This is a genomic window from Devosia sp. A369, assembly GCF_054489345.1.
Genome location: NZ_JBTMWV010000010.1, coordinates 16,411 through 40,800, shown reverse-complemented (window position 1 = coordinate 40,800; position 24,390 = coordinate 16,411). Strand labels below are relative to the sequence as shown.

General features: G+C 63.2%; 20 protein-coding genes. 14 read left to right on the top strand and 6 right to left on the bottom strand.

The genetic code is table 11. The features are described 5' to 3' along the window. Window positions 1–100 precede the first annotated feature (100 nt). The 6 genes from ACX3OZ_RS13865 to ACX3OZ_RS13840 all read left to right on the top strand — a co-directional run bounded on the left by ACX3OZ_RS13865 (window position 101) and on the right by ACX3OZ_RS13840 (window position 5,963). Complete coding sequence (locus ACX3OZ_RS13865; RefSeq protein ID WP_459096791.1) at window positions 101–583, top strand: SRPBCC family protein; 483 nt, start codon at window positions 101–103, stop codon at window positions 581–583. A 501-nt stretch (window positions 584–1,084) separates the two neighbouring features. Continuing rightward, window positions 1,085–2,233, top strand: coding sequence for an extracellular solute-binding protein (locus ACX3OZ_RS13860; protein WP_459096792.1), 1,149 nt, complete (start codon window positions 1,085–1,087; stop codon window positions 2,231–2,233). An 89-nt stretch (window positions 2,234–2,322) separates the two neighbouring features. Beyond that, window positions 2,323–3,105 carry an ABC transporter permease gene (locus tag ACX3OZ_RS13855; protein ID WP_459097020.1) on the top strand — a complete coding sequence of 261 codons (783 nt, stop codon included), beginning with the start codon at window positions 2,323–2,325 and terminating at the stop codon, window positions 3,103–3,105. Window positions 3,106–3,108: 3 nt separating this feature from the next. After that, on the top strand, window positions 3,109–3,930 hold the full coding sequence (locus tag ACX3OZ_RS13850) for an ABC transporter permease (RefSeq protein ID WP_459096793.1): 822 nt from the start codon (window positions 3,109–3,111) through the stop codon (window positions 3,928–3,930). A 156-nt stretch (window positions 3,931–4,086) separates the two neighbouring features. Continuing rightward, window positions 4,087–5,124: an ABC transporter ATP-binding protein gene (locus tag ACX3OZ_RS13845; protein ID WP_459096794.1), complete on the top strand. Its 1,038-nt coding sequence runs from the start codon at window positions 4,087–4,089 to the stop codon at window positions 5,122–5,124. 5 nt (window positions 5,125–5,129) lie between these two features. Continuing rightward, window positions 5,130–5,963, top strand: coding sequence for a glycerophosphodiester phosphodiesterase (locus ACX3OZ_RS13840; RefSeq protein WP_459096795.1), 834 nt, complete (start codon window positions 5,130–5,132; stop codon window positions 5,961–5,963). Between the two features lie 146 nt (window positions 5,964–6,109). Here ACX3OZ_RS13840 and ACX3OZ_RS13835 read toward each other — a convergent pair whose 3' ends face one another. The 6 genes from ACX3OZ_RS13835 to ACX3OZ_RS13810 form a co-directional block, all read right to left on the bottom strand. Next, window positions 6,110–6,925 carry an inositol monophosphatase family protein gene (locus ACX3OZ_RS13835; RefSeq protein WP_459096796.1) on the bottom strand — a complete coding sequence of 272 codons (816 nt, stop codon included), beginning with the start codon at window positions 6,923–6,925 and terminating at the stop codon, window positions 6,110–6,112. Window positions 6,926–6,940: 15 nt separating this feature from the next. Next, on the bottom strand, window positions 6,941–8,614 hold the full coding sequence (locus ACX3OZ_RS13830) for a Na/Pi cotransporter family protein (protein WP_459096797.1): 1,674 nt from the start codon (window positions 8,612–8,614) through the stop codon (window positions 6,941–6,943). Between the two features lie 63 nt (window positions 8,615–8,677). Further along, on the bottom strand, window positions 8,678–10,759 hold the full coding sequence (locus ACX3OZ_RS13825) for an ABC transporter ATP-binding protein (protein WP_459096798.1): 2,082 nt from the start codon (window positions 10,757–10,759) through the stop codon (window positions 8,678–8,680). 7 nt (window positions 10,760–10,766) lie between these two features. Further along, the gene (locus ACX3OZ_RS13820) at window positions 10,767–11,915 is read right to left on the bottom strand and encodes an ABC transporter permease (RefSeq protein ID WP_459104703.1); all 1,149 of its coding nucleotides are present in this window, start codon (window positions 11,913–11,915) and stop codon (window positions 10,767–10,769) included. Window positions 11,916–12,143: 228 nt separating this feature from the next. After that, window positions 12,144–13,136 carry an ABC transporter permease gene (locus ACX3OZ_RS13815; RefSeq protein WP_459096800.1) on the bottom strand — a complete coding sequence of 331 codons (993 nt, stop codon included), beginning with the start codon at window positions 13,134–13,136 and terminating at the stop codon, window positions 12,144–12,146. Between the two features lie 130 nt (window positions 13,137–13,266). Beyond that, window positions 13,267–15,261 (bottom strand): ABC transporter substrate-binding protein, encoded by a 1,995-nt coding sequence (locus ACX3OZ_RS13810; protein ID WP_459096801.1) that lies wholly within the window; start codon window positions 15,259–15,261, stop codon window positions 13,267–13,269. 320 nt (window positions 15,262–15,581) lie between these two features. Here ACX3OZ_RS13810 and ACX3OZ_RS13805 point away from each other — a divergent pair, with 320 nt between their 5' ends. From ACX3OZ_RS13805 to mnhG, 8 genes are all read left to right on the top strand, one after another. After that, a complete protein-coding gene (locus tag ACX3OZ_RS13805) occupies window positions 15,582–16,610 on the top strand; it encodes a LacI family DNA-binding transcriptional regulator (protein ID WP_459104702.1) in 1,029 nt (342 codons plus the stop codon). A 245-nt stretch (window positions 16,611–16,855) separates the two neighbouring features. Continuing rightward, window positions 16,856–18,100 carry an HAD family hydrolase gene (locus tag ACX3OZ_RS13800; RefSeq protein ID WP_459104701.1) on the top strand — a complete coding sequence of 415 codons (1,245 nt, stop codon included), beginning with the start codon at window positions 16,856–16,858 and terminating at the stop codon, window positions 18,098–18,100. Between the two features lie 252 nt (window positions 18,101–18,352). Further along, window positions 18,353–21,304 carry a monovalent cation/H+ antiporter subunit A gene (locus tag ACX3OZ_RS13795; RefSeq protein ID WP_459096804.1) on the top strand — a complete coding sequence of 984 codons (2,952 nt, stop codon included), beginning with the start codon at window positions 18,353–18,355 and terminating at the stop codon, window positions 21,302–21,304. Further along, the gene (locus ACX3OZ_RS13790; protein WP_459096805.1) at window positions 21,304–21,639 is read left to right on the top strand and encodes a Na+/H+ antiporter subunit C; all 336 of its coding nucleotides are present in this window, start codon (window positions 21,304–21,306) and stop codon (window positions 21,637–21,639) included. Before ACX3OZ_RS13795 ends, ACX3OZ_RS13790 begins: the two co-directional genes overlap by 1 nt. Before the next feature lie 4 nt (window positions 21,640–21,643). Next, window positions 21,644–23,248, top strand: a complete 1,605-nt coding sequence (locus ACX3OZ_RS13785; protein WP_459097021.1) for a monovalent cation/H+ antiporter subunit D — start codon at window positions 21,644–21,646, stop codon at window positions 23,246–23,248. Beyond that, entirely contained in the window at window positions 23,245–23,733 is a 489-nt protein-coding gene (locus ACX3OZ_RS13780) for a Na+/H+ antiporter subunit E (RefSeq protein ID WP_459096806.1), read from the top strand. Before ACX3OZ_RS13785 ends, ACX3OZ_RS13780 begins: the two co-directional genes overlap by 4 nt. After that, the gene (locus ACX3OZ_RS13775) at window positions 23,730–24,011 is read left to right on the top strand and encodes a K+/H+ antiporter subunit F (protein WP_459096807.1); all 282 of its coding nucleotides are present in this window, start codon (window positions 23,730–23,732) and stop codon (window positions 24,009–24,011) included. The genes ACX3OZ_RS13780 and ACX3OZ_RS13775 overlap by 4 nt, the downstream gene beginning before the upstream one ends. Then, entirely contained in the window at window positions 24,008–24,388 is a 381-nt protein-coding gene (mnhG, locus tag ACX3OZ_RS13770) for a monovalent cation/H(+) antiporter subunit G (protein WP_459096808.1), read from the top strand. The genes ACX3OZ_RS13775 and mnhG overlap by 4 nt, the downstream gene beginning before the upstream one ends. Window positions 24,389–24,390: the final 2 nt, after the last annotated feature.

Below are 24,390 nucleotides of genomic sequence, written 5' to 3'. Positions count from 1 at the left end.
CATGGCAGCAGGAAAAAATCAAAGAAGCCGATTGCAGCTGTCGAAAGCGCCCGGCACCACTCGTAGCTGGGGTAAGACCACACCAATACAAGGAGACAATATGCCCAACGCCCTGCCTACCGAGGATACCGACCGCGATCTGGTGCTGAGCCGTGTGCTGAATGCCCCGCGCGACAAGGTTTTTCAGTGCTGGACCCAGCCCGAGCTGATCAAGCAATGGTTCGCGCCCAAACCATGGAGCACTCCCAAGGCCGAGGTCGACCTGCGGCCGGGCGGCGGCAATCTCATCACCATGGCCGACGAAAACGGCACCGAATATCCCAATGCCGGCCAATATCTGGAAATCGTGCCCAACGAGAAGCTGGTGTTCACCGACGCCTTCACCGGCGACTGGACGCCATCGGCCAAGCCGTTCTTCACCGCCATCCTGACCTTTGAGGACGCCGGCCCCGGCAAGACCCGCTACACCGCCGTGGCGCGCCACTGGACCGCCGGAGACGCCACCGCCCACAAGCAGATGGGGTTCCACGAAGGCTGGGGCATGTGCGCCGCCCAGCTCGAAGAACTGGCGGCCCGAATCTGATCCGCACAGTCACAATAGAATATTTGTTTCAAATATAGAACGCCTGATGAACTTCATTCGAAACCGCACGGACGGCAAGCGACACCCTGCCGCCCCGTCCGTCGGGCCCTGTCTGGCGCAGATTGTGATCGTCCCGCACCCTCCTGCACCTGCACCACGCCGCGCGCCCAACGCCCGCCGCCCTACTGGGCACTCGCAGCGAACTGCTAGACATATTCATGTTCAATTACAGTCCACTAGCGTGTCACACCTGACATTTTGAATCGCGTTTCGTTGCACCTGAAACCCGTCCACTTCGCGCTGTTACACCGCTGTCGCACGCCTGTGATTTGTTCGCGCCGATCGTCGTGTCGACCAGCAACGGGTTTCCGCTTGCATAATCTTCTGACCAGTAGTTAGCTTTGCTGCGGGAGAGGTCGACGCAAGATCGATGAAACCTGCGGGCGGAACTGACCGCCTTGTGGAACATCCGTTCTAACGAGCGGACTTTGGGAGAGAACAATGAAACGGCGTGATTTCATGCTTGCCGCCGGCACGGCCGCCGGCGCTCTGATGCTGCCCCGCATAGCCTTCGGCGCGGAAGGCACGATCGACTGGTACACCAGCTCGGACCAGAACGTCCTCGATTTCTGGACCAATGTGGTCAAGCCGAAATTCGAGGCGGCCAATCCCGGCGTGATCGTCAATCTGGTGGATGGCGGCGACAATGCCGGCCTGCAGGCCATCGCCGAGCGCGCCATTGCCGCCATGGACACCAATACCGATCCGCAGGCTGACTTCTTTGAAGGCTTTGACGCCCGCCAGCCGGTCGGCGCCATCGAGAAGGGGCTGTGGACCGATTTCTCCACCGCCGGACTCAGCAATTATTCCAAGATCAACCCGCTGGCCCTCGATATCCCGCAGAACATGCCCTATCGCGGCTCGCAGGTGCTGCTGGCCTATGACACCACCAAGCTCGACCCCGCCAACGCCCCCAAGACCTGGGCTGACCTGATCACCTGGATCAAGGCCAATCCGGGCCAGTTCATCTATAACCGGCCCAACAAGGGCGGTTCGGGGCTCAATTTCGTGCGCCGCGCCGTGCTGGAGGCCAATGGCCAGGACCTCAGCAAATTCACCGTCGACAATGCGACGCCGGAAAATGCCGCGGCAATGCTGCCAGGCGCCTGGGACATTCTGAACGATATCGGCCCGTCCTTGTTCGACAATGGCGCCTATACCTCGGGCAATACCCAGTCGCTGCAGCTGCTCGGCCAGGCGGCCGTCACCATGATCCCGGCCTGGTCGGACCAGACCCTGTCGGCCATCGAGCAAGGCGTGCTGCCGGAAACCACCGGCCTCGTGCAATTGCAGGACCTCGGCCTGCCGGGCGGCTTCTCGCGCCTGACCATCAACACCAATGGCGTCAATCATGCCCTGGCGCTGAAGCTGGCCGACTTCGTGCTGAGCGAAGAAATCCAGTCGGCGGTGCTGACCGAACTGGGCGGCTTCCCCGGCGTCAGCTGGGATTATGTCGATCCGGCACTGCGCGAGCGCTTCGCCGACATCATCCCGACCTCGATCCCCGTGTTCCCGAGCGGGGACTGGGAGCGGGCCATCAATGACGGCTGGTATCGCACCGTGGCGCCCAATGTGGACCCGAACGCGTGACAAGTCTCGAAGCGGGCCCACTGACGCCCGTCGCCGCAGAACGCAGGAGGCCCATCGGCCTCCTGCTCGTGGCCGTTCCGGTGCTGCTGATGGTCTGGCTGGTGATCTGGCCGATCGTTTCGGCGGTCATCACCACGCTCTGGATCAAGACCCCCGAGGGCACCGAATTCTCGGTCGCGACCTATAAATTCTTTTTCTCGGACGGCTACAGCCTGTCCAATCTGGCGATGACGCTGTGGACCACCGGGGTCTGCGCCATCCTGTTGCTGGTGATCTGCCTGCCCATCGCGCTGTATCTGCGGTTTTCCGACAGCAAGGTGGCCGCCTATGTGCAGGGCCTTGCCATCTTCCCGATGTTCGTGCCCTCGATCATTCTCAGCTTCGCCTTTATCCGCGTGCTGGGGCCAAATGGCACCGTCGACCTGCTGCTGAATGCCGCCAGCCTGCCCAAGATCCGCTCGCCCTATCTGACGCCCTGGGGGCCGGTGATCGGGCTGGTATGGGACAATATTCCGCTGACCGTGCTGATCCTGCTGTCGGGCCTTGGCAGCGTCTCCAACCAGGCGATCGAGGCGGCCCGCGACGTCGGCGCCGGCCGGCTGGCGGTGCTCTGGTACATCATCCTGCCCCGCATCACCAATTCCATGCTGGTGGCGATTTCCTTCGCCGTTCTCGGCATCTTCTCGGCCTTCACCCTGCCCTATATTCTGGGCCCGGCGGCGCCGGAAATGATGGGACCGTTCATGCAGCGCACCTTCCGCGATCTCTACGATCCGACCAATGCCATCACCCAGGCGGTCATCACCTTCGGGTTCTGCATCATCTTTGGGCTCTTTTATGTGCGCTCCGTCGCCAAAAACAGGACGCCCTAGGCCATGGCGACGGTTATCGTTCGACCCAAAATCGACTGGACCGGCATTGCCCTGGCGGTAGTGCTGACGCTGGTCATCGTGCTGCCGATGGTGGTGGTGGGCACCTGGGCCTTCACCAATGTGTGGCGCTACCCGTCTGTCATTCCGCAGGAATTCGGCCTGCGCTTCTGGAACCAGACCCTGGCCCGCGCCGATGTGTGGAGTTCGATCACCATGAGCCTGTCGCTGGCGACCATGGTGACGGCGATTTCCGCCGCCATCTGCCTGCCGGCCGCCTATGCCTTTGCCCGGCTGGATTTCCCGGGGCGGAACCTGCTGTTCTTCTCGTTCCTCGCCGGCCATGCATTTCCCAAATTTGGCCTGCTGGTCGCCATCGCCGGCATTTTCCTGCAGCTCAATCTCATCGGCACCTTCTGGGGCGTGGTGCTGATCCAGTTGGTGGGCACACTGCTGTTCATGATCTGGATTCCGGTAGCCGCCTTTCAGGCCGTCGACCGGCGCATGGAAGAGGCGGCGCGCGATGTGGGCGCCGGGCCGTTCCGGGTGTTCTGGTCGATCACCCTGCCCCAGGCCGGCCCGACCATTGCCGCCGCCGTGCTGCTCAGCTTCGTCGGCACCTTTTACGAGACCGAAGGCGCCTGGCTGATCGGCGCGCCGCAGGTCCGCACCCTGCCGGTGCTGATGATCTCCTTCATCAACAACCAGCCGGTCATCCAATATGGCGCCGTGCTGTCGGTGCTGCTCTGGGTGCCCAGCTTCATCGCCCTGCTGTTTGCGCGGCGTGTGGTCAATTCCGGCTCGTTTGCCCGGGGGTTTGGGGGATGATGGTGATGACGCCTTCTTCACCTCTCCCTTTGGGGGAGAGGTCGACCCTCTTGGGTCGGGTGAGGGGGCCTTCCCCCGCATCGCACCCCGTAAAGGCCCCCTCACCCGGCGCTGCGCGCCGACCTCTCCCCCAAGGGAGAGGTGAAGGAAACACATATGTCCGTTCTTAAAATCAACGACGTCTCCAAGATTTTCGCCGGCGGCGTGCGCGCTGTGGATAGCTTTTCGCTCGATGTGGCCGATGGCGAACTGGTGTGCCTGCTCGGCCCCTCCGGCTCGGGCAAGTCGACGCTGCTGCGCATGGTGGGCGGTTTCGAGCGCCCCACCAGCGGCGTGATGACCATCGATGGCGACGACATCACCCATGTGCCGCCGGAGCGTCGCCCCACCGGCATGGTGTTCCAGAGCCATGCGCTGTGGACGCATATGAATGTGTTCAAGAACCTCGCCTTCGGCCTCAAGCTGCGCAAGGTGGCGCCCGACGAAATCAAGCGCCGCGTCGAAGAGGTGCTCGATCTGGTCGGCCTCTCCGGCTATGGCACGCGCGGCGTGACCCAGCTATCGGGCGGTCAACAGCAGCGCGTGGCGCTCGCCCGCTCGCTGGTGCTGGAGCCCAAAATCCTGCTGCTCGACGAACCTTTTGCGAGTCTGGACCAGCACTTGCGCGAAAGGCTTCGCGAAGAGGTTCGGGACATCCAGCAGCGGCTCAAGATCACCACGCTGTTCGTCACCCATGGGCAGGACGAAGCCCTGGCGATGGCCGACCGCATCGTGGTGATGCGCGACGGCAAGACCGAACAGATCGACCGGCCCGACGTGGTCTATCGTGAACCGCAGACGCCGTTTGTCGCCGGCTTCATCGGCACGATGAATCTGATCGAGGGCAGTGTCAGCAATGGCATTTTCAGCAAGGCGGGTTATTCCACCGCCCTGCCGGTCAGCGATGGCCCCGTGACGCTGGCCATCCGCCCCGAGTCGCTGGATCTCGTCGCGGCCACCGACAACAGCCAGGGCAAGGTCCACCGCGTCACCGATTATGGCTCGCATGGGCTGGTGGATCTCGAACTGCTCGACGATACCAGGATCAAGGCGATGGTGTCCGACCCCAATCAATTCAAAGCCGGTCAGGGCGTCACTTTGGTGCCCAAAGCCATTGCGGCCTATCGTGACGGCGCGGTGATTTTTCGGACCTGAGAAGCATGACCGCGCCCCTGTTTCTCACCCGCGACGGCCATCGCATTTGGCTCAAATGGCATCGCGCCCGCCGCCGCGCCAGCGATCCGGTGTTTACCGGCGCGCGTATTCTGGAGGGCATGCGGCTCGGCGCCAGCGTCGAGGTGGATCTGGTGATCCATGCCGACCGGGGCTATGCGGTGCTGCATGATCTCAGCGTCGAGCGCGAAACCACCGGTAACGGCAAGGTTGCCGATCTGAGCGCCGAAACCTTGCGCTCATTTCACCTGCGCCATCAGGACGGCACCCCGCTCGCCGACAAGGTGATGCTGCTGGAAGACCTTTGCGCGCTGCTGGCGCAAGGCGGGCTGCATCCCGAGGCCCTGCTGCAACTGGACTATAAGGAGGATGCAACAGCGCTCGACGCCGCCGCCATCGCCTCATTCAAGGCCAGCGTCGGCCCGGTGTCCCAACACATGATCCTGTCATCCGGCGACGCCGAGGCGGTGCGCCTGCTGACCGATGGCGTGCCCGGCCTGCGCATCGGCTATGACCCTTGCCATGATGGTGCGCTGGAACGGCTACAAGCCTCACAGGATTTTGCCGGCTTCGTCCACGATGCCGTAGCCGCCTCACCCAAGGCCGAAATGATCTATCTCGCCTATCCGCTGGTGCTGGAAGCCGACCGCCTGGGCTTCGACATCATCGCCGCCTTCCACACCGCCGGTCGGCGCATCGACGCCTACACCATCAAGCGGGCGGATGACGAAAGCCGTCCCAAGCTGGCGCGACTACTGGAACTCAAGGTGGAGCAGATCACCACCGATGATCCCGAAGGCGTGCTGGCGTTGATGGGCTGATCTTCCTTCACCTCTCCCTCTGGGGGAGAGGTCGACCCTCTTGGGTCGGGTGAGGGGGCCTTCCCCACGTACAGCGCCCAGCAAAGGCCCCCTCACCCGGCGCTACGCGCCGACCTCTCCCCCGAAGGGAGAGGTGAAGATTTCCCTCAGTGTGACCCGTCCTTCGGATCCTTCCTCGGCGCATCCTTGAGCTTGTCCAGCAAATACGCATGCGTAGCCGTGTTCGCCACGATCACGCAGCCGGTGCGCTCGTAGAATTCCGGCCCCCTTCCCCACCAATCGGTGACGATGCCGCCGGCTTCCTGCACCAGCAGTACGCCGACCGCCCAATCGACCAGCCCCGATTCCTCGAAATAGCCGGTGAGCCGGCCGAGCGCGACATAGGCGCAGCTATTGGCCGAACTGCCGACGACGCGGACCGCGCCGATGGGCGCGCGCAGCGCGTCGAGGCGCTGGTAGAAACCATCATGGGTGAACAGGCCCGGCGTGGCGAGGCCGGTGCCGACATTGAACAGGCCGATATCGGCCTGCTCGCTCACCCAGAGCCGTTCGCCATTCATGAAGGCGCCCTTGCCCTTGATGGTGGTGAACATCTCGTCGGAGACTGGATTGTAGAGCGCTCCCGCCACCGTCTCATTGCCCCGGCGCAGGGCGATGGAGATGGTGTAATGCATGCCGTTGATGAAATTGGTGGTGCCATCGATCGGGTCCACCAGCCAGCGGTGTTCGCTGTCCTTGTCCACCGGGGCGAATTCCTCGCCGGTGAAACTCCAGTCCGGGTAGCGCTCGAACAGGAATTTGCGGATCAGCAGCTCGCTTTCCTTGTCGGCTTCGGAAACGAAGTCGGCCGGTCCCTTGATGCCGATTTCCAAATCGCGGAAGCGCTTGAAATAGGTCTGGGTCAGGGCTCCGGCCGCGCGGGCCACCGCAACCATATCCGCGAGGACGGCATCGTAGTTCATCGCAAACTCCAGGATTTATTCTGACGCCGCGCTGGGATCGAGGGCGGCGTGCGGGCGCAGGCGGCTTTCATCAAGCTCGCCCTTGGTTTCGAGGATGGGATAGGCCACCGAGGCCAGATGCGCGGTGATCCGCTTGAGGTCACGCAGCAGATCGAGATGCAGCGAGCTGGTTTCGACCGAGGCCGGCACCCGTTCGCGCACGCGCTGGATATGGCTCTGGGCCGACTCGGCCTCGAGCCGGCGCACCTCAACCTTGGCGGCCACCAGCTGACGCGCCAGTTGCGGGTCGTCGGTGAGGAACACCGTCTGGCTCAGCTGCATGTTGAGAATGGTCTTCTCATACAGCGCGGTGATTTCGGCGAGGCCATCGGCGGAGAATTTCCAATGCCGCTTGGCCATCTTGGCGGCGACGTCATAGAGCCCGGATTCGATGATGTCGCCGACATGTTCGAGATTGATGGCAAAGCTCATGATTTCGCCGGAGCGGCGGGCGTCTTCCAGATCGAGATCGGTCTGGTCGAGCCGGGTCAGATAGAGCTTGATGGCCTGATTAAGCGCGTCGACATCGTCATCGAGCAGCGCCGCAGCGCTGCGCCCGCCCGGGCCGGGATTGCGTAGCGCTTCGAGACTGCCTTCGAGCATATGCAGCACGATATCGCTGACGCGCAGGGTTTCGCGGGCCGCCGCCGCCAGCGCGATGGCCGGGGTGTCGAGCACGGTATCGTCGAGATAGCGCACGCCGCGCTGCCCGGTGGCCGGCTCCGGCACCACCATGGCGGCGAGCTTGCCGATCGGGCCGATCAGCGGCAGGAACAGCACCAGCAGCGCCAGGTTGAAGCCGATATGGGCGGCAATGGTCAGGTCATCGGCCTCCGGCAGGATGGTTTCGAGCAGGCCAGCGGCCGGTGTGGCGAAAATGGTGAGAATGATGGCGCCGATGGCCCGGACCACGAAATTGGCCATGGTCAGCCGCCGCGCCTCGGTGCCTTCGCTCAACACCGCCAGCATGGGGGGAATGGCGCCGCCCAGATTAGCCCCGGCCACCAAAGTCACCGCCAGCGGCGGCGAGACAATGCCGGCCGAAGCCAGCAGCGCCACGAACAGCACCACCGCCAGACTCGAGGACGAGACAAAGGCCAACACGCCGGCCAGAATCAGCGCGAAAGCCGGCGCATCGGCCAGCCCTGACAATATGGCGACCATCACCTCGGATTCGCGCAGCGGCCCGGTGACATTGCCAACCAGTTGCAAGGCCAGCAGCATCAGGCCAAGGCCGAGCACGGCCCGGCCAATGCCCTTGCCGCGCGCGAATTTGCTCAACGAAAACACCGTGACGCCGACCAGAATCATCGCCGAGGCGAACCAGTGCACATCGAGCGACAGGATCACCGCCGCGATGGAGGTGCCCACATTGGCGCCCAGCATGACGGCCTGCGCCATGCGCGGATTGATGGCGCCCTTGCTGGCGAAGGAGGCGGTGATGACGGCGGTAGCGGTGCTCGATTGCAGCGCCAGCGTTGCCATGATGCCGGAGAAGACGGCGGCGAAGCGATTGCCGGTGCCTTTGGCGATCCACAGCCGGAGCGAGGCGCCAAACGCGCGCATCACGCCCGTCTTGATCATCCGCAGCCCCCAAAGCAGCAAAGCGCCGGCCCCGAGCAGGTCGATCAACTGAATTGTGGAATGCATGTTCCCTAACCGAAGCACTTGGAACAGGCATTGTACGCCTGTACCGGGGTCTGTCGACCGATTTCACGCCTCGGTCAACTCGGGCTTGCCGGTGACCGTGCGCAGCTGAAGTTCATCGGCCCGAATACAGGCATAACGATGATCCGCTGCCCCGGCCAGTGGTGGTTCGATCTGCCGGCACGCCGGCTGGGCATATTGGCAGCGATCGGCGAAGGCGCAGCCGGTGAGTTGCTGGCTCGGGTCCGGCACATGCCCGCCCAGCCGCACCCGGCCCGCCGATTTTTCCGCGCCCTGACCGGGAATGGCCGCCAGCAATGCCTCGGTATAGGGATGGCGCGGCTTGCGGAAAATCGCCTCGGTGGTGCCGATTTCGACAATGCGCCCGGCATACATCACGGCCACCCGGTCACTGATATTGGCGATCACCCCCAGATCATGGCTGACGAACAGATAGGTCAGCCCCATCTCGGCCTGCAGCGCCTTCATCATATTGATGATCTGGGTCTGCACCGACACGTCGAGCGCCGACACCGCCTCATCAGCAATCACCAGCCGCGGCTCCGACGCCAGCGCCCGGGCGATGGCGATGCGCTGGCGCTGCCCCCCGGAAAAGGCATGCGGATAGCGCTCGGCATAGTCCGGGCTCAGCCCCACCTGCTTGAGCAGCAATTGCACCCTGGCCTCGATCTCAGCGGCGCTATGCCTGCCATTGACCTGCAGCACTTCGCCAATGATATCCCGCACCCGCATGCGCGGATTGAGCGAGCCGGTGGGATCCTGAAAGATCATGCGGATATCGGTGCGCAACCGCTTGGCCTCAGCCCCGCGGGCCGTGCGCAGATCGACCGGCGGATGGCTGCCATCGGCAAAGCTGATGGCGCCGCTATCGGCGCGATGCAGCCCGACAATGGTCTGGCCCAGCGTGGACTTGCCGCAACCGCTTTCGCCGACCAGCCCCAGCGTTTCGCCGGGATAGATATCGAGCGAAATATCGTTGACCGCCCGCACCGCCCCCAGCTGGCGCTGGAAAAAGCCGGCGCGGATGGGGAACTGCTTGTGCAGCGCGCGCACGCTCAGCAGCGGCTCAACCACGGCCGGCTTCGGCACCGCGGCAGCAGCCACCGCCGGCGGGCGCAGCGGCGTTCTGCTGATCTTGGCGCCCTGCGGCCCATAGGCGTGGCAGGCGACCATATGATCATCGCCCAATTGCGTTTCCAGCACGGCGATGCGGTCGCAAAACCCGGCCAGCGCCCAGTCGCAGCGCGGATGGAACGAGCAGCCGGGCGGCCGCAGCGCCGGCGGCGGCACCATGCCGGGGATGGCCTTGAGCGGCGTCTTGAAATCCCCATCCAGTCGCGGCATCGAGGCCAGCAGCCCGCGCGTATAAGGATGCTTGGGATGCTCCAGCACTTCCTTGACCGGCCCACGCTCGACGATCTTGCCGAGATACATCACCGCAACTTCATCGGCGATTTCGGCCACCACGCCCAGATCATGGGTGATGAACAACACCGCCATGCCGGTATCGCGCTGCAATTGCGCCAGCAGGTCGAGAATATTGGCCTGCGTGGTCACGTCGAGCGCCGTGGTCGGCTCGTCGGCAATCAGCAGGCGCGGTTGGTTGATCAGCGCCATGGCGATCATCGCCCGCTGCCGCTGCCCGCCCGACAGCTGGAAGGTGTAGCTGTCATAGCGCCGCGCCGGATCGGGCATGCCGACCTGTTCGAGCATCCTGATGCCCTCGGCCCGCGCCTCGGCCTTGCTCAGCTTGCGGTGCAACGTCAGCGCTTCGCTGATCTGGTTGCCGATGGTGTAGAGCGGCGACAGGAACGTCATCGGTTCCTGATGGATCATGGCGATATCGGCGCCGCGCACCGCGCGCATGATCGGGCTGGAGGGCTTGGTGCTGGCAATATCGAGCAGGCCGCCATCGGGCTGGCGCAAGGTGATCGCGCCGCCCGATACCCGGCCGGGATGGTCGATGACCTGCAAAATCGCCTTGGCCGTCACCGACTTGCCGCAGCCGCTCTCGCCGACCAGGCACAGCGTCTTGCCGGCCGGAATATCGAGATCGAGCCCGGTGACCACATCCACCGCACCGGCGAAAGTGATCCTGAGGTCGCGGATTTCTACCAGGTTTTCCATAGCGTCCTCAGTCCGAATAGGGGTCGGCGGCGTCGCGCAGGCCATCGCCGAGGAAGTTGAGCGCCAGCACCGCAATCACCACCGCCCCGCCCGGCAGCAGCAGCCAGGGCGCCGAGGCGATGGTGCGCACATTCTGCGCCTCCTGCAGCAGCACGCCCCAGCTAACGATTGGCGTGCGCAGCCCGATACCAAGATAGCTCAGCGCGGTTTCGGCCAGGATCATGCTGGGAATAGCCAGCGAGACGGTGGCGATGATGTGGCTCAGGAAACTGGGCAGCATGTGGCGGAAAATGATCCGCACCGGCCCGCAGCCATCCAGCCGCGCCGCCTTGACGAAGTCCTCGTTGCGCATGGCGAGGAACCGTCCGCGCACCACGCGTGCCAGGCTGGTCCAGCCCAGCACCGACAGGATGATGGTGATGAGGAAATACACCTGCAGCGGCGGCACCGAGGCCGGAATGGCGGCGGCCAGCCCGATCCATAGCGGAATCGCCGGCACCGACTGAATAAACTCGATGAAGCGCTGGATGAGATTGTCGACCACGCCGCCGAACAGGCCGGAAATGCCGCCCATCAGAATGCCAAATACCAGACTCAGCGCCACCCCGATCAGCCCGATGGTCATGGAAATCCGGGTGCCATAGATGGTGCGGCTGAGAATGTCGCGGCCCAGCCGGTCGGCGCCGGCGATGAAAAACGGCTGGCCGGCTTCGACCGCCCCGAACAGATGCAGCTCGGTCGGGATCAGCCCGAGCAGGCGATAGGATTCGCCCTGCACGAACAGGCCGACATCGATGGGTTGCTCGGGATTTTCCTCGAACAGGCGACGGCCCGAATTGTAGTCGATCACCGATTTGTAGGCGTTGACATGGGGGGCAAAGCGCCAGCCCTCGCCATCGTCGCGCCCCCAATGCAGCGTCTGCGGCGGCGCATAGCTATAGGCCGGATTATAGGCTTCCAGCGTCACCGGCGCGAGAAATTCGGGGATCAGCGCAACCACATAGGCGAGGATGACGACGATGCCGCCGGCCACACCGAGCCGGTGGCGCAGGAATTTCTGCCAGACCAACGCCCAATGCCCATCATAACCCCGCCCACGCTGCTGGCTGGCAGCGACCGGCGCTACCAGCCCGGTGGTTTCGTCGAAGGTAGTCATGGGTAAGCCCCCATCGTGCGGCGCTGCGGTCTCTGCTCTATCGCCTCCCTCCCCCTTGTGGGGAGGGACAGCGAGATAGGACTTAGCTTGCTAAGTCCGTGATCGAGCCGGGTGGGGGTATGGTGCCGCAGGCTCGGTGCTTGTGGCTCACCCCCACCCTTGATCCCTCCCCACAAGGGGGAGGGAGACGATGAGCCGATGGCACGGTGAAAATTCATCATCATCGCCCTACCCCTGCTGATAGCGAATGCGTGGATCGAGCCAGGCGAGCAGCAAATCCGACAGCAGCGTGCCGATCACCACCAGCACGCTCAGCATCAGAATGAAGCTCGAGGCCATATACATGTCCTGGGTGCGCAGGGAATCGAGCAGCAGTGGCCCGGTGGTCTGCAGCCCCATCACGATGGCGACGATGGTGCCGCCCGAGACAATCTCGACGAAAATATCGTTCTGCCCCGAAACGAACGGGTTGAGCGCGTGGCGCACCGGATATTTCATCAACAGCGCGAACTCGCCCTTGCCCTTGGCGCGGGCCGCCGTGACATAGGGCTTGTGCAACTCGTCCAGCAGATTGGCGCGAATGATGCGGATGACGCTGGCAGTGCCTGCCGTGCCCAGCACCATCATCGGCAGCCACAAATGGTTGAGCAGGTCGAGCACCCGGTCCCAGCTCCAGGGCGCCTCGATATAGTCCGGCGAAAACAACCCGCCGACATTCATGCCAAACCAGGCGAAGGCGACGTACATGCTGGCCAGCGCCAGCAGGAAGCTGGGAACGGCCAGCCCGAGAAAGCCGATAAAGGTGGCGATATAGTCGCCGGCCGAATAGCGGCGCACCGCCGAAAAAATGCCGATGGGGATGGCGACGACCCAGATGAATAGCAGGCTGGCGACCGACAGTACCACGGTCAGCCCCATGCGCGGCCAGATCACGTCCTTGACCGGCAGGTTGAACGAGAAGGAATAGCCAAAATCGCCGCGCAGCACGACGCCGGTGATCCAGTTCCAGTATTGCACCATGATCGGCAGATCCAGGCCATAGGCCCGGCGCATCGCCTCCTGCTCGGCCATCGGCATGACGTCGCCCTTGGAGGCGGAAATTTCGGCGAGGCGGGTCACATAGTCACCCGGCGGAATGGCGATGATCAAAAACGAGATCAGCGAAACCGCGATCAGCGCGGGGATCACATAGATGATCCGGCGCAGCATGAATGCCCCCATTGGCGGCCTCCCTTTTCTGCAGTGGCACGCAGCTGCATCGGAAAAATGGCCGGCTCCGCCAAAGCGATTGGAACAGAGCCGGCCCAGTGAATGGCCCCAGTCACCTGGGACCATCCCGCTCGTGGAGACATTATTCCTTGAAGAAGAAGGTCGAGAAGTTGGCCGGGCCCGGGCCGGGATAGAGCCAGCCTTCGATCAGCTCGGCCGGCACGTTGTGCAGATTGTTCTTGACCGAACGGTAGTAGCCCGCCGGATTGGCGATGCCGATGGTGAGGAATTCCTCGGCCAGCAGGTCGGTGAATTCATTCATCAACGCGGCCTGTTCCTCGCCCACCGTGGTGGGAATGGTCGAGCGCAGCACATAAAGACGCTGCACATTGGCCGGCGGCTCGATGGCGGTCACGCCTTCGGCCAGCTTGGCGTCCGGGTTGAGGCGCAGCGCGTCCCAGGCGGCCCAGCCGCTCCAATTGCCCAGCGACCAATAGCCATAGTCGTTCATGAACCGGCCGAGATTGAGCAGCGGCAACTGTCCGCAACCATTCTCGCCCACCCACACAGCCGCGTCGGAATCCGGCTTGGCGCGGGCGTTGCCGAACAATTCGTCGGAGTGGTAATTGACCGTCACATCGAGGCCAGCCTGTTTCCAGGTGCGTTCGATAAGCTGGAAGGCGTCAACCGTATCCGGCTTGAAGTCGGCGTTGATTTCCACGGAGAATTTGAACGGCTTGCCGTCCGGCCCGACCCGGACGCCATCGGCGCCCATCGGGATGATCTTGTCGAGATGCTCGGCGGCGGCGGCCAGATCGAACTGGGTGAATTCCTTGGCCAGCGTCTCATTGTAGAAGGGCGAATTCGGCAACGGCGCCGGCTGGAAGGGCTCGCCCTGCCCCAGATAGATGGTGTCGATGATTTCCTGGCGGTTGATCGCCAGCGAGACGCCGGCGCGGAAATCCTTGGAGCCGAACACCTGCGCCTTGATCGGATCGGGGTGGTTCACCGAGAAGCCGAGCACGGCGGTATTGTAGTCGCAGCTGGTGGCCGGCACGAGGTGATAGTCACCTGCTTCCTGGCTGTCGAAGAACACCGCGCGGTTCTGCGGCGTCGATACGTTGCGCGGCGACATGGTGATCTGGCCCTGAATGGCCTGCAGCAGCGTCACTTCGGGGTCGGCCGCCACGCTCCAGATGCGCTCATCGATATAGGGCAGCTGCTGGCATGAGGGATCGACGGCGAAGTAATACGGGTTGCGGGTAAAGGTCACGCGTTCCTTGCCCAGCAGCGTGTCGGTGCCGATCCAGGCATGCACCGATGGGCGCGCCGGATTGTTGAACTGGGCCGGGTCATTATAGGAGCCGACATTACCCTTCCACCACGCGGCGTAGTCGGTGGCGTTGGCGGCGGCCATCAGCTCGGCCACGCCATCGGGATTCAGGTCGATATCGAACTGCTCCATATAATGCTTGGGAAACTGCACGGCGCGCTGGCCATAGGGCCCGGCCATATTCTGCAGGAACAGCCCGTTGGGCTCGCTATAGGCAAAGCTGACCGTATAATCGTCCAGCTTGGTGACGATCGGGCTTTCGCCATTATTCTTGAGTTCAGCGCGCGGGCCGCCGGTGGTGACCTTGATATTGTTCTCCACCCGATCCCACCAGAACAGGATGTCGTCGGCGGTGAAGGGCTGGCCATCGGACCATCTCATGCCTTCGCGTAGATGGAAGGTGTAGGTCTTGGCGTCCTCGCTGATGTCCCAGCTCTTGGCGATGCCAGGCACCACCTCGGAACCATCGACGCTCCAGCGCACCAGCGGCTCGTAACCGAACTGGCGGATATCGGCGATGTTGCCGCCACCCCAGCTATCGATGAACTGGCCGCCATAAACGCCGATTTCTTCGGCCGGCTGGATTACCAGCGGATCGAGCGGCAGGCGCTCGGCCACCGGGGGCAACGTACCCGCATCGACCATGGCCTTGAGTTGTGGCGCCTCGGCATAGCTGCCGGCGCAGCTCTTGGCGGCGTCCTGGGCTTGTGCCGGCACCACGATGGCACCAGCCAAAGCCGTTGCACTGAGCAGCACCGACGTTACCGCCAGCAGCCGCGTCACCGCGAAACGATCCTTCTGCATTTGCATTTCCCTCCCACGAAATGAAAACTTCGCATCCTCCGAGGTCCAGCTGGTGGGTTTGAGCCGGAAGCCTCCACTTCCAAGGGTGCTTTTGCCCCTCGTCACTAATACCCACGCTTGTCGATTGAGTGACGATATCTTGTAAACGTTTTCAAAACAAGATATGAATCCCGACCACCAAACGCGGGCAGCAAATCCGCCGGCAGATCCACCAGAAAACCGCAAGAAAACTACAAGAAAACCACCAGCATGCTGGCAGAAAACCACCAGAAAACCTGCAAGCATGCTGGCGAAAGAAAAACACAGAAAAGAGCCGCGGAATGGTAACGATCAAGGATGTGGCGCGGCTGGCGAATGTTTCGATTGCGACGGTGTCGCGCGTGGTCAATGGCTATGCCCATGTGCGGCCGGCGGTGCGGGAAGCCGTTAGCAAGGCGATTGCCGAGCTGGGGTATCGGCCTAACGGGCTGGCGAGTTCGTTTCGCACCCAGCAGTCCAATATTGTCGGCGTTTTGCTGCGCCAGCAGCGCACGCCGTTCAGCAGTGCTTTGGCCTATGCCATTGAAACTACTATGTTTGATCAGGGCTATCGCGTGCTGCTGTGCTCGACCAATGGCGATGCGGATCGCGAAGAGGCCTATCTCGAGACCATGCTCGACATGCGAGCCCAGGGGGTCATCATCCGGCCCTCGGCTGCCAACGCCCGCACCATCAAGCAGGTCAATACCCTGCGTGACCGGGGCATTGCGGTGTCCTTTGTCGATATGAAACCCAAGATTGCCGCGGTCAGCTCGGTGGTTTGCGACAACTATTCCGGCGGCTACCAGGGCATGCGGCATCTGATCGAATTGGGTCACCGCAAGATCGGCGTCGTGGCCGGGAACGTGGCGCAAAAGGGCGGCGCGGCGGATGTCGGCAGCGAGCGGGTGCGCGGAATTCGTCAGGCGGCAGAAGACCTTGCGACCGATGTGCAGATCACTTTTTCGCAGCCCTTCGACATTGCCAGCTTTGAAATCGGCAAGGAGGCCGGCGAGGCAATGATCACCGGGCATCCGGAACTGACGGCGATTTTTGCCACCACCGACATGCTGGCCATCGGGGTGATGCACGCGGCCCACGCGCTCAATCTCGACCTGCCCCGCGACCTCTCGATCCTGGGTTATGACGGCGTGCTGGAATCATCGGTCACCTTCCCGACCCTGTCGACCATCGCCCAGCCGATCCATGAAATGGGCCAGATTGCTGCCACAACGCTGATCGACCACATGCGCGGCATCAGCAAATCCCCACGCCAGGTGGTGCTGGAAAACACTTTGATTCAAAGGGCTTCCACCATCCCCCTGCCCTGACCACCCCGATTTCGCCGACAAGCCCGCGCTGCCAGCATGCTGACAGTTTTCTTGCGGTTTTCTTGATGGTCTCCACCTCGATTTCCACCTCGATTTCCAAGCCGATTTACAAGCAGATTTACAAGCACTGGCAGCAAGACGGCGCTGATGGCAAAAATTTACCTTTGGCGCCGGCTTGCGGGGCGATGTTGAAAACGATTACAAGATAGAGCATTGCCGTTTTCTGGGTTCGAGGAAAGCCTGCCATGTCGTCACCATCCCGCACCGCCACTGACGCCGACATCGCCCTGGCGCGCCGGTTGGCACCGGTCCTCCGGTTTTGCGACAATGAGCCGTTCCTTCCCTCGCGGGTCGGCGTCTCGGTGTTGACGGCTGCGGGCCAGTCCCCCTCGGCGCTGTTCGACATCAGTTTTGAGCCCGGCGTGGCCAAGGTGCTCGAATATGCGATCTGGTGGGACTGGGATATTCAGCATCTCTATGAGCTGGAGCATATCTGGCTCAAGCTCGACGCCGATGACGCGGTGATCGCGGTGGAAGCCAGTGCCCATGGCGGCAAGTTCACCATGCGGGGCAATGACGGCGCCCTGCCCGTCGAAGCCGGCCAGGTAACGCTGGTATCGACGCCGGGCAAACATGCCTTCACCGCAACGGTCGACGCGCAGCGCCTAGGTGCGGACCTCACCACGATGAGCTGCCAGGAACTGGCGGGACGCGGCGGGATTTTGATCAACGCCATGTTCCGCGACGCACTGGTTGCGGTGACGCCGGAGGACCATCGCGCGGTCAAACGCTATCTGCAGGCCCGGGCCTTCCTGCCCACGTTCAATTTCGGCCAGACCTTCGATCTCGCCGAGGCCCAGTTCAGCGACTGGACCGCATTGGCGGCCTGGATTCCGGGCCAGGTAAAGAGTGTGCTGGCTCAGGTGCGGCAGGAACAGCCACTGCTCAAGGCGGTGTTCCTCGATAGCGGCGATACGCTGGTCAACGAGGCGAGCGAAAAATTCGACGCCGAGGGCTATGTCATCGAGGCGGGGCTGATCCCCGGCGCGCTGGAAATGGTCCGCGCGCTGGCTGACGATGGCTATCGGCTGGCGCTGGTAGCGGATGGCAGGGTGCGCAGCTTTGCGACGATTCTGGGCGGACACGGCATCAGCCCGCATTTCCATGCGCAGGTGATTTCCGAGGCCGAGGGCTGCGAAAAGCCGGATCAGCGGATGTTCGAGAAAGCCATGTCCTCGCTGGGGCTGGCCAGCGCCGACGCCCAATCCATCGTCATGGTGGGCAACCATCTGGAGCGCGACATTGGCGGCGCCAATCGGCTGGGCATTATCAGCATCTGGCAGAGCTGGTCCAAGAAGCGCAGCCACATCCCGGCGGAAGCCGGCGAAGTGCCGCGTTATACCATTCGCTCACCCGGCGAATTGCCGGCGCTATTGGCCGATATCGAACGGCAGATGGCGCGCGCAAAGGCCAACCCGTCGCCAGCGTGACGCGAATCTGGTGAGCATCGGTTGCGTCACCTTCCCGCAGGTCGGACGCCGTTTTTACTGACGAATGAGGTATCGAAGGTGGCTGGCGCCGCCGCCTGACCCGTTGGTTACAAAAATTTCACGCGCCGAAGCGTCGCACGACTTTATTCGGGGTTGCGTAAAACTTCCGCTCAGTTGAAAAGCGGGTATGCCGGTTCGCTTTCGCAAACCGCGCAAACCCTTTTCAGCCATTGGAAGATTTCCGCCGCGCCAATGACTCCAGCTCTATTGCTCACCGCCGTCCTGCTTCTACCGTTTCTGGCCAGTGTGCTGGCGGCGGTCCTCCCCTCGAACGCGCGCAATACTGAAGCCTGGCTGGCCGGAACGGTCGCGGTGTTTGGCCTGGCGGTCATGGTCTGGCTGTATCCCCAGATCACCAATGGCCAGGTCCTCCGGCACGAAATCGAGTGGATCCCCTCCCTCGGCTTGAACATCATCCTGCGGCTGGATGGGTTTGCCTGGCTGTTCGGCGTGCTGATCACCGGTGTCGGCCTGCTGGTGGTGCTGTATGCACGCTATTACATGTCGCCCAAGGACCCGGTGCCGCGCTTCTTCGCGTTTTTCCTGGCCTTCATGGGGTCGATGCTCGGCCTGGTGCTGTCCGGCAATATTATCCAGCTGGTGGTGTTCTGGGAGCTGACCTCGATCACTTCCTTCCTGCTGATCGGCTACTGGTTCCACCTCAATCTGGCCCGTGACGGCGCGCGTATGGCGCTGACGGTGACGGGCCTGGGCGGGCTTGGCCTGCTGGTCGGCATGCTGATCATCGGCCATATCGTGGGCAGCTATGACCTCGATGTGGTGCTGAACTCGGGCGATCTCATCCGCGAGCACGCGCTGTATCTGCCGGCTTTGCTGCTGGTATTGCTCGGCGCCCTGACCAAGAGCGCGCAGTTCCCGTTCCATTTCTGGCTGCCCCATGCCATGGCGGCGCCGACCCCGGTTTCCGCCTATCTGCACTCGGCAACCATGGTGAAGGCGGGCGTGTTCCTGCTGGTCCGCTTCTGGCCAGTGCTGGCGGGCACCGATGCCTGGTTCTGGATTGTCACCTGTGCCGGCATGGCGACGCTGATCTTTGGCGCCTATTCGGCGATTTTCCAGACCGACCTCAAGGGGTTGCTGGCCTATTCGACCATCAGCCATCTCGGACTGATCACCACGCTGCTGGGCATGTCGACCCCGCTGGCGACGGTGGCGGCGATCTTCCATATCGCCAACCATGCGACCTTCAAGGCGTCGCTGTTCATGGCCGCCGGCATCATCGATCACGAGACCGGAACCCGCGATATTCGAAAACTGAGCGGGTTGTTCCGCTTCATGCCCTTCACCGCGACACTGGCCATGGTGGCGAGCGCGGCAATGGCCGGCGTGCCGCTGCTGAACGGGTTCCTGTCCAAGGAAATGTTCTTCGCCGAAACGGCGCTGCGTGACGCCAATCCGTTCGTCAACATCGCCCTGCCCGTCGGCGCGACGCTCGCCAGCATGTTCGCCGTGGTCTATTCGCTGCGCTTCGTGCATGGCGTGTTCTTCGGCCCGGCCCCGACCGAGCTGACCAAGGTGCCGCATGAGCCACCCGGGCTGATGCGCCGGCCGATCGAAATCCTGGTGCTGCTGTGCCTCATCGTCGGGATCATTCCCGGCATTACCATCGCCCCCTATCTGGCGGCGGCTGTGATCTCGGTCACCGGCCCTGATACACCCTATTATAGCCTGTCGGTATGGCACGGTCCCAACCTGGCCCTCGCCATGAGCGGTGTGGCGCTGGTCGGCGGCGGGCTGCTGTATTGGGCGCTGTATGGCTATTTGAACAAGGGCCTCGATGGTCCGCCATTGATCCGTGAGCTCAAGGGCAAGCGCGTCTTCGAGCGCATCATGCTGACCGTCACCTCCAAATGGGCGCGCCGGCTGGAAAGCGTGCTGGGCACGCGTCGCCTGCAGCCGCAATTGCTGCTGCTGTTCGCGGCGGCAACCGCCGCTGCGGCCGTCATCCTGATCGGCGGGCTGGGCCCGATCGAATTCTCCCTGGCCGGGTTTGACCCCGCCTTCGCCCTGCTCTGGGCCGTGGGCATCGTCTGCGCCATCATGGCGGCGCATCAGGCCAAATTCCACCGGCTGGTCTCGCTGGTGCTGCTGGGCGGCACCGGGCTGGTCAGCTGCATCACCTTTGTCTGGCTGTCGGCGCCGGACCTCGCCATCACCCAGTTGCTGGTCGAGATCGTCACCACGGTGCTGATCCTGCTGGGGCTGCGCTGGCTGCCCAAGCGGGTCGAGGACTTGACCGACGAAGCCGCCTTGCAGCAAGCAAAGTTCCGCCGTTATCGCGACATGGGACTGGCAGCCATTGCCGGGCTCGGGCTGGGGCTGGTGGCCTATGCGGTGATGACGCGCCAGATTCCGTCCGGCATCTCGGAATATTTCCTCAAGAATGCCTATAGCCTTGGCGGCGGCACCAATGTGGTCAACGTCATGCTGGTGGATTTCCGCGCCTTCGATACGCTGGGCGAAATCACCGTGCTGGGCATTGTGGCGCTGACGGTGTTTGCCGTGCTGCGCCGGTTCCGTCCGGCCGCCGACTCCATCGACAAGCCGGAACAGCAGAAGTTCCAGAACGCCTTCGACGATCAGGCCCCGGACCGCGAACAGGGCGACACCATCAGCGAATATCTGCTGATTCCGTCAGTGATCATGCAGTGGATGTTCCCGGTCATCATCGTGCTGGCGCTGCATCTGTTCCTGCGCGGCCACGACCAGCCGGGCGGCGGGTTTGCGGCCGGCATCGTCATGTCGATCGGGTTTATCCTGCAATATATGGCGGGCGGCACCCGCTGGGTCGAAGAACGGCTGCGTATCCTGCCGGTGCGCTGGATCGGCGCCGGGCTGCTGGTGGCGGTGCTGGTTGGTGCGGCCTCGCTGCTGCTCGGCTATCCCTTCATGACCACCTCGTTCCAATATGTCGAAATTCCCTTCATCGGCCGGGTGCCGATGGCGAGTGCGCTGATTTTCGACCTGGGTGTGTTCGTCCTGGTGGTCGGCGCGACCGTGCTGATCCTGATCGCGCTGGCGCACCAATCGATCCGTTCGCCCAAGGTGGCGCGCCATGCGCCGCCGCCAGCGCCGATCAAGGAACCGGAATTGCCGCCCCAGACCACGGGGGAGACACGCTGATGGAACTCATCCTCGCCATTGGCATCGCCGTTTTGTGCAGTTGCGGCGTCTATCTGATGCTGCGGCCGCGGACCTTCCAGGTCATTATCGGGCTGTCGCTGCTGTCCTATGCGGTCAATCTGTTCATCTTCGCGATGGGCCGGCTGGCGGTGGGCAAGGCGCCGGTGATCAGCGGCGGCATTGTCGATCCGAGCCAATATGTCGATCCGGTGCCGCAGGCGCTGGTGCTGACCGCCATCGTCATCGGCTTTGCCATGACGGCGCTGTTCCTCGTGGTGTTGCTGGCGGCGCGCGGCTTGACCGGCACCGACCATGTCGATGGACGGGAGCGCTGAGATGATGGGCCTGTTCGACCACCTCATCATCCTGCCGATCCTGTTGCCGATGGCGACGGGCGCGCTGCTGCTGATGTTCGACGAGCGCCGGCGCGCCATCAAGGCGTTTATCAGCCTCACCTCCACCCTCCTGCTGGTGGTGGTGGCGGTGTTGCTGGTGATCCAGGCGGACAACCAGACGACCGTCACCAGCTATGCCCTGGGCGACTGGCCGGTGCCCTATGGCATCGTGCTGGTGGCCGACCGGCTCTCGGCGATGATGGTGCTGCTGACCGCCCTGCTGGGCATTTCGGCGCTGATCTATTCGCTGGCCCGCTGGCATGCGGCCGGCCCCAGCTTTCATGGGTTGTTCCAATTCCTGCTGATGGGGCTGAGCGGCGCCTTTCTCACCGGCGACTTCTTCAACCTCTTCGTGTTTTTCGAAGTGCTGCTCGCCGCCTCCTATGGGCTGGCGCTGCATGGGCTGGGGTCGGCGCGGGTCAGGGCATCGCTGCACTATATCGCGGTCAATCTGGCGGCATCCTTCCTGTTCCTGATCGGCGCGGCGCTGATCTATGGCATCACCGGCACGCTCAATATGGCGGATCTGGCGTCCAAGGTGGCCGGCGTGGCCGCGACCGACCGCGCCTTGCTGGAAACCGGCGCAGCGATTCTCGGGCTGGCCTTCCTGCTCAAGGCGGGCATGTGGCCGCTCGGCTTCTGGTTGCCGACCTCTTATGCGGCGGCGAGTGCGCCGGTGGCGGCGATCTTTGCCATCATGACCAAGGTCGGGCTCTATGCCGTGCTGCGGCTGTCGACGCTGGCGTTTGGCGTCGATGCGGGGGCGTCGGCGGGGTTCGGGCAGAATGTGTTGCTGGTCGGCGGGCTCGCCACCATCGCCTTTGGCGCTATCGGCGTGCTGGCCTCGCAGAGCACGGGGCGGCTGGCCGGCTATTGCGTGCTGGTGTCGTCGGGCACCCTGCTGGCCACTATCGGCACCGGCAATGCGGCGGCGACCAGTGGGGCGCTGTTTTATCTGGTGGTGTCGACGCTGGCGATCAGCGCGTTTTTCATGCTGGTCGAATTGCTCGACCGGGTGCGGATCGAAGGCGCGCATGTGCTGGCCATGACCATGGAAGCCTATGGCGACGACGAGGAAGAAAACGAGGACGATGAGGTCGGGCTGGTGATTCCGGGCGCGCTGGCGGTGCTGGGTATCAGCTTTGCGCTCTGCGTGCTGCTGCTGGCCGGGTTTCCGCCGCTGGCTGGATTTCTGGCCAAATTCGCGGTGATTTCGGCGCTGTTCAATCCTGATGGCCTGACGATGGAAACGCCGATTTCGGCTTCGGCGTGGTGGTTGACCGGCTTGCTGGTGTTTTCCGGCTTTGCCGCGCTGGTGTCGCTGATGCGAACCGGCATCAATACCTTCTGGGCCACCATGTCGGATACGCCGGCGCCGGTGCGGGTGGTGGAAATTGCGCCGGTGATCCTGCTGCTGACGCTGACCATTGCCATGACCATCATGGCCGGGCCGACCATGGATTATATGCAGGCGATGGCCGAGGCGCTGTATGCGCCGACTGACACCATCGCCGCCGTGCTGGCGACGCCATTGGTGGGGGCACCATGAGAAAGATCCTCCCCTACCCGCTGCTGACGCTGGGCCTGCTGGCGCTATGGTTGCTGCTGCAGCAATCGCTGGGGCTCGGGCAGATCCTGCTGGGCAGCGTCATCGCGATTTTCGCCAGCCGGGCGCTGGCGGCACTGGAGCCGGAGAAGCCGCGCGTGCGCAAGATCGGCGCGATGCTCCGGCTGCTGGGCGTGGTCATCATCGATATCTTCAATTCCAATGTCGCGGTGATCGGCATCATCCTGCAGGGGCGCCGGCGCAAGTCGACATCGGGTTTTTTGGCTGTGCCGCTGGAACTGCATGACCGCTCCGGGCTGGTCATCCTGGCCTGCATCATTACCGCCACGCCGGGCAGCGCCTGGCTGGAATACAGCCCGACCAGCGGCGTGGTGCTGATCCATGTGCTGGATCTCTATGATGAAGCGGCCTGGACCAATATCGTCAAGCATCGCTATGAACGCCTGCTGCTGGAGATTTTCCAATGAGCGCAGACATTCTGCATTGGTCATTGCTGCTGGCGCATGTGCTGCTGGGGCTGGGCATGGTGGCCGCGACCTATCGCATGATCCGGGGCCCGCGCGCGCAGGACCGCATCCTGGCGCTCGACGCGTTTTACGTCGCCGCCATGCTGATGCTGGTGGTGTTCGGCATTCGCGTCGGCACCTCGGTGTATTTCGAGGTGGCGCTGATCATCGGCGTGCTGGGCTTTGTCAGCACCGTCGCGCTGGCCAAATTCCTGATGCGCGGCGAGGTGATCGAATGAGCGAGCTTCCGGTCTGGGTCGCCGCACTGGTCGGCCTGCTGGCGGTTGCCGGCGCTTTCCTGACGCTGCTGGGCTGTATCGGTCTGGCGCGCTTCAAGACGTTTTATGAACGGGTGCATGCGCCAACGCTGGGCACCAGCTTTGGTTCGGTCGCGATACTGCTGGCTTCGATGGTGTATTTTTCCGTGTCCGGCCAGCGGCTGGCCGTGCATGAAGTGATCATCTTCGTGTTCGTGACGCTGACCACGCCAGTCACGCTGATGCTGCTGGCGCGAGCCGCCCTCTATCGCGACCGGGCCGAGCAGAACGGCATCGTGCCGATGTCGACCGGCCCAGAGGGGCAGACCGACCTCAGCCCCGATATCCGCAAGCCCTGACG

Bases quoted from the DNA above. Each gene is read 5' to 3' on its own strand.
- mnhG (WP_459096808.1), top strand. From the start codon at position 24,008: ATGAGCGAGCTTCCGGTCTGGGTCGCCGCACTGGTCGGCCTGCTGGCG.
- ACX3OZ_RS13825 (WP_459096798.1), bottom strand. From the start codon at position 10,759: ATGGAAAACCTGGTAGAAATCCGCGACCTCAGGATCACTTTCGCCGGT.
- ACX3OZ_RS13845 (WP_459096794.1), top strand. From the start codon at position 4,087: ATGTCCGTTCTTAAAATCAACGACGTCTCCAAGATTTTCGCCGGCGGC.
- ACX3OZ_RS13790 (WP_459096805.1), top strand. From the start codon at position 21,304: ATGGAACTCATCCTCGCCATTGGCATCGCCGTTTTGTGCAGTTGCGGC.
- ACX3OZ_RS13830 (WP_459096797.1), bottom strand. From the start codon at position 8,614: ATGCATTCCACAATTCAGTTGATCGACCTGCTCGGGGCCGGCGCTTTG.
- ACX3OZ_RS13840 (WP_459096795.1), top strand. From the start codon at position 5,130: ATGACCGCGCCCCTGTTTCTCACCCGCGACGGCCATCGCATTTGGCTC.
- ACX3OZ_RS13820 (WP_459104703.1), bottom strand. From the start codon at position 11,915: ATGACTACCTTCGACGAAACCACCGGGCTGGTAGCGCCGGTCGCTGCC.
- ACX3OZ_RS13780 (WP_459096806.1), top strand. From the start codon at position 23,245: ATGAGAAAGATCCTCCCCTACCCGCTGCTGACGCTGGGCCTGCTGGCG.
- ACX3OZ_RS13800 (WP_459104701.1), top strand. From the start codon at position 16,856: ATGTCGTCACCATCCCGCACCGCCACTGACGCCGACATCGCCCTGGCG.
- ACX3OZ_RS13775 (WP_459096807.1), top strand. From the start codon at position 23,730: ATGAGCGCAGACATTCTGCATTGGTCATTGCTGCTGGCGCATGTGCTG.
- ACX3OZ_RS13855 (WP_459097020.1), top strand. From the start codon at position 2,323: ATGGTCTGGCTGGTGATCTGGCCGATCGTTTCGGCGGTCATCACCACG.
- ACX3OZ_RS13835 (WP_459096796.1), bottom strand. From the start codon at position 6,925: ATGAACTACGATGCCGTCCTCGCGGATATGGTTGCGGTGGCCCGCGCG.
- ACX3OZ_RS13785 (WP_459097021.1), top strand. From the start codon at position 21,644: ATGGGCCTGTTCGACCACCTCATCATCCTGCCGATCCTGTTGCCGATG.
- ACX3OZ_RS13795 (WP_459096804.1), top strand. From the start codon at position 18,353: ATGACTCCAGCTCTATTGCTCACCGCCGTCCTGCTTCTACCGTTTCTG.
- ACX3OZ_RS13865 (WP_459096791.1), top strand. From the start codon at position 101: ATGCCCAACGCCCTGCCTACCGAGGATACCGACCGCGATCTGGTGCTG.
- ACX3OZ_RS13815 (WP_459096800.1), bottom strand. From the start codon at position 13,136: ATGGGGGCATTCATGCTGCGCCGGATCATCTATGTGATCCCCGCGCTG.
- ACX3OZ_RS13850 (WP_459096793.1), top strand. From the start codon at position 3,109: ATGGCGACGGTTATCGTTCGACCCAAAATCGACTGGACCGGCATTGCC.
- ACX3OZ_RS13860 (WP_459096792.1), top strand. From the start codon at position 1,085: ATGAAACGGCGTGATTTCATGCTTGCCGCCGGCACGGCCGCCGGCGCT.
- ACX3OZ_RS13810 (WP_459096801.1), bottom strand. From the start codon at position 15,261: ATGCAGAAGGATCGTTTCGCGGTGACGCGGCTGCTGGCGGTAACGTCG.
- ACX3OZ_RS13805 (WP_459104702.1), top strand. From the start codon at position 15,582: ATGGTAACGATCAAGGATGTGGCGCGGCTGGCGAATGTTTCGATTGCG.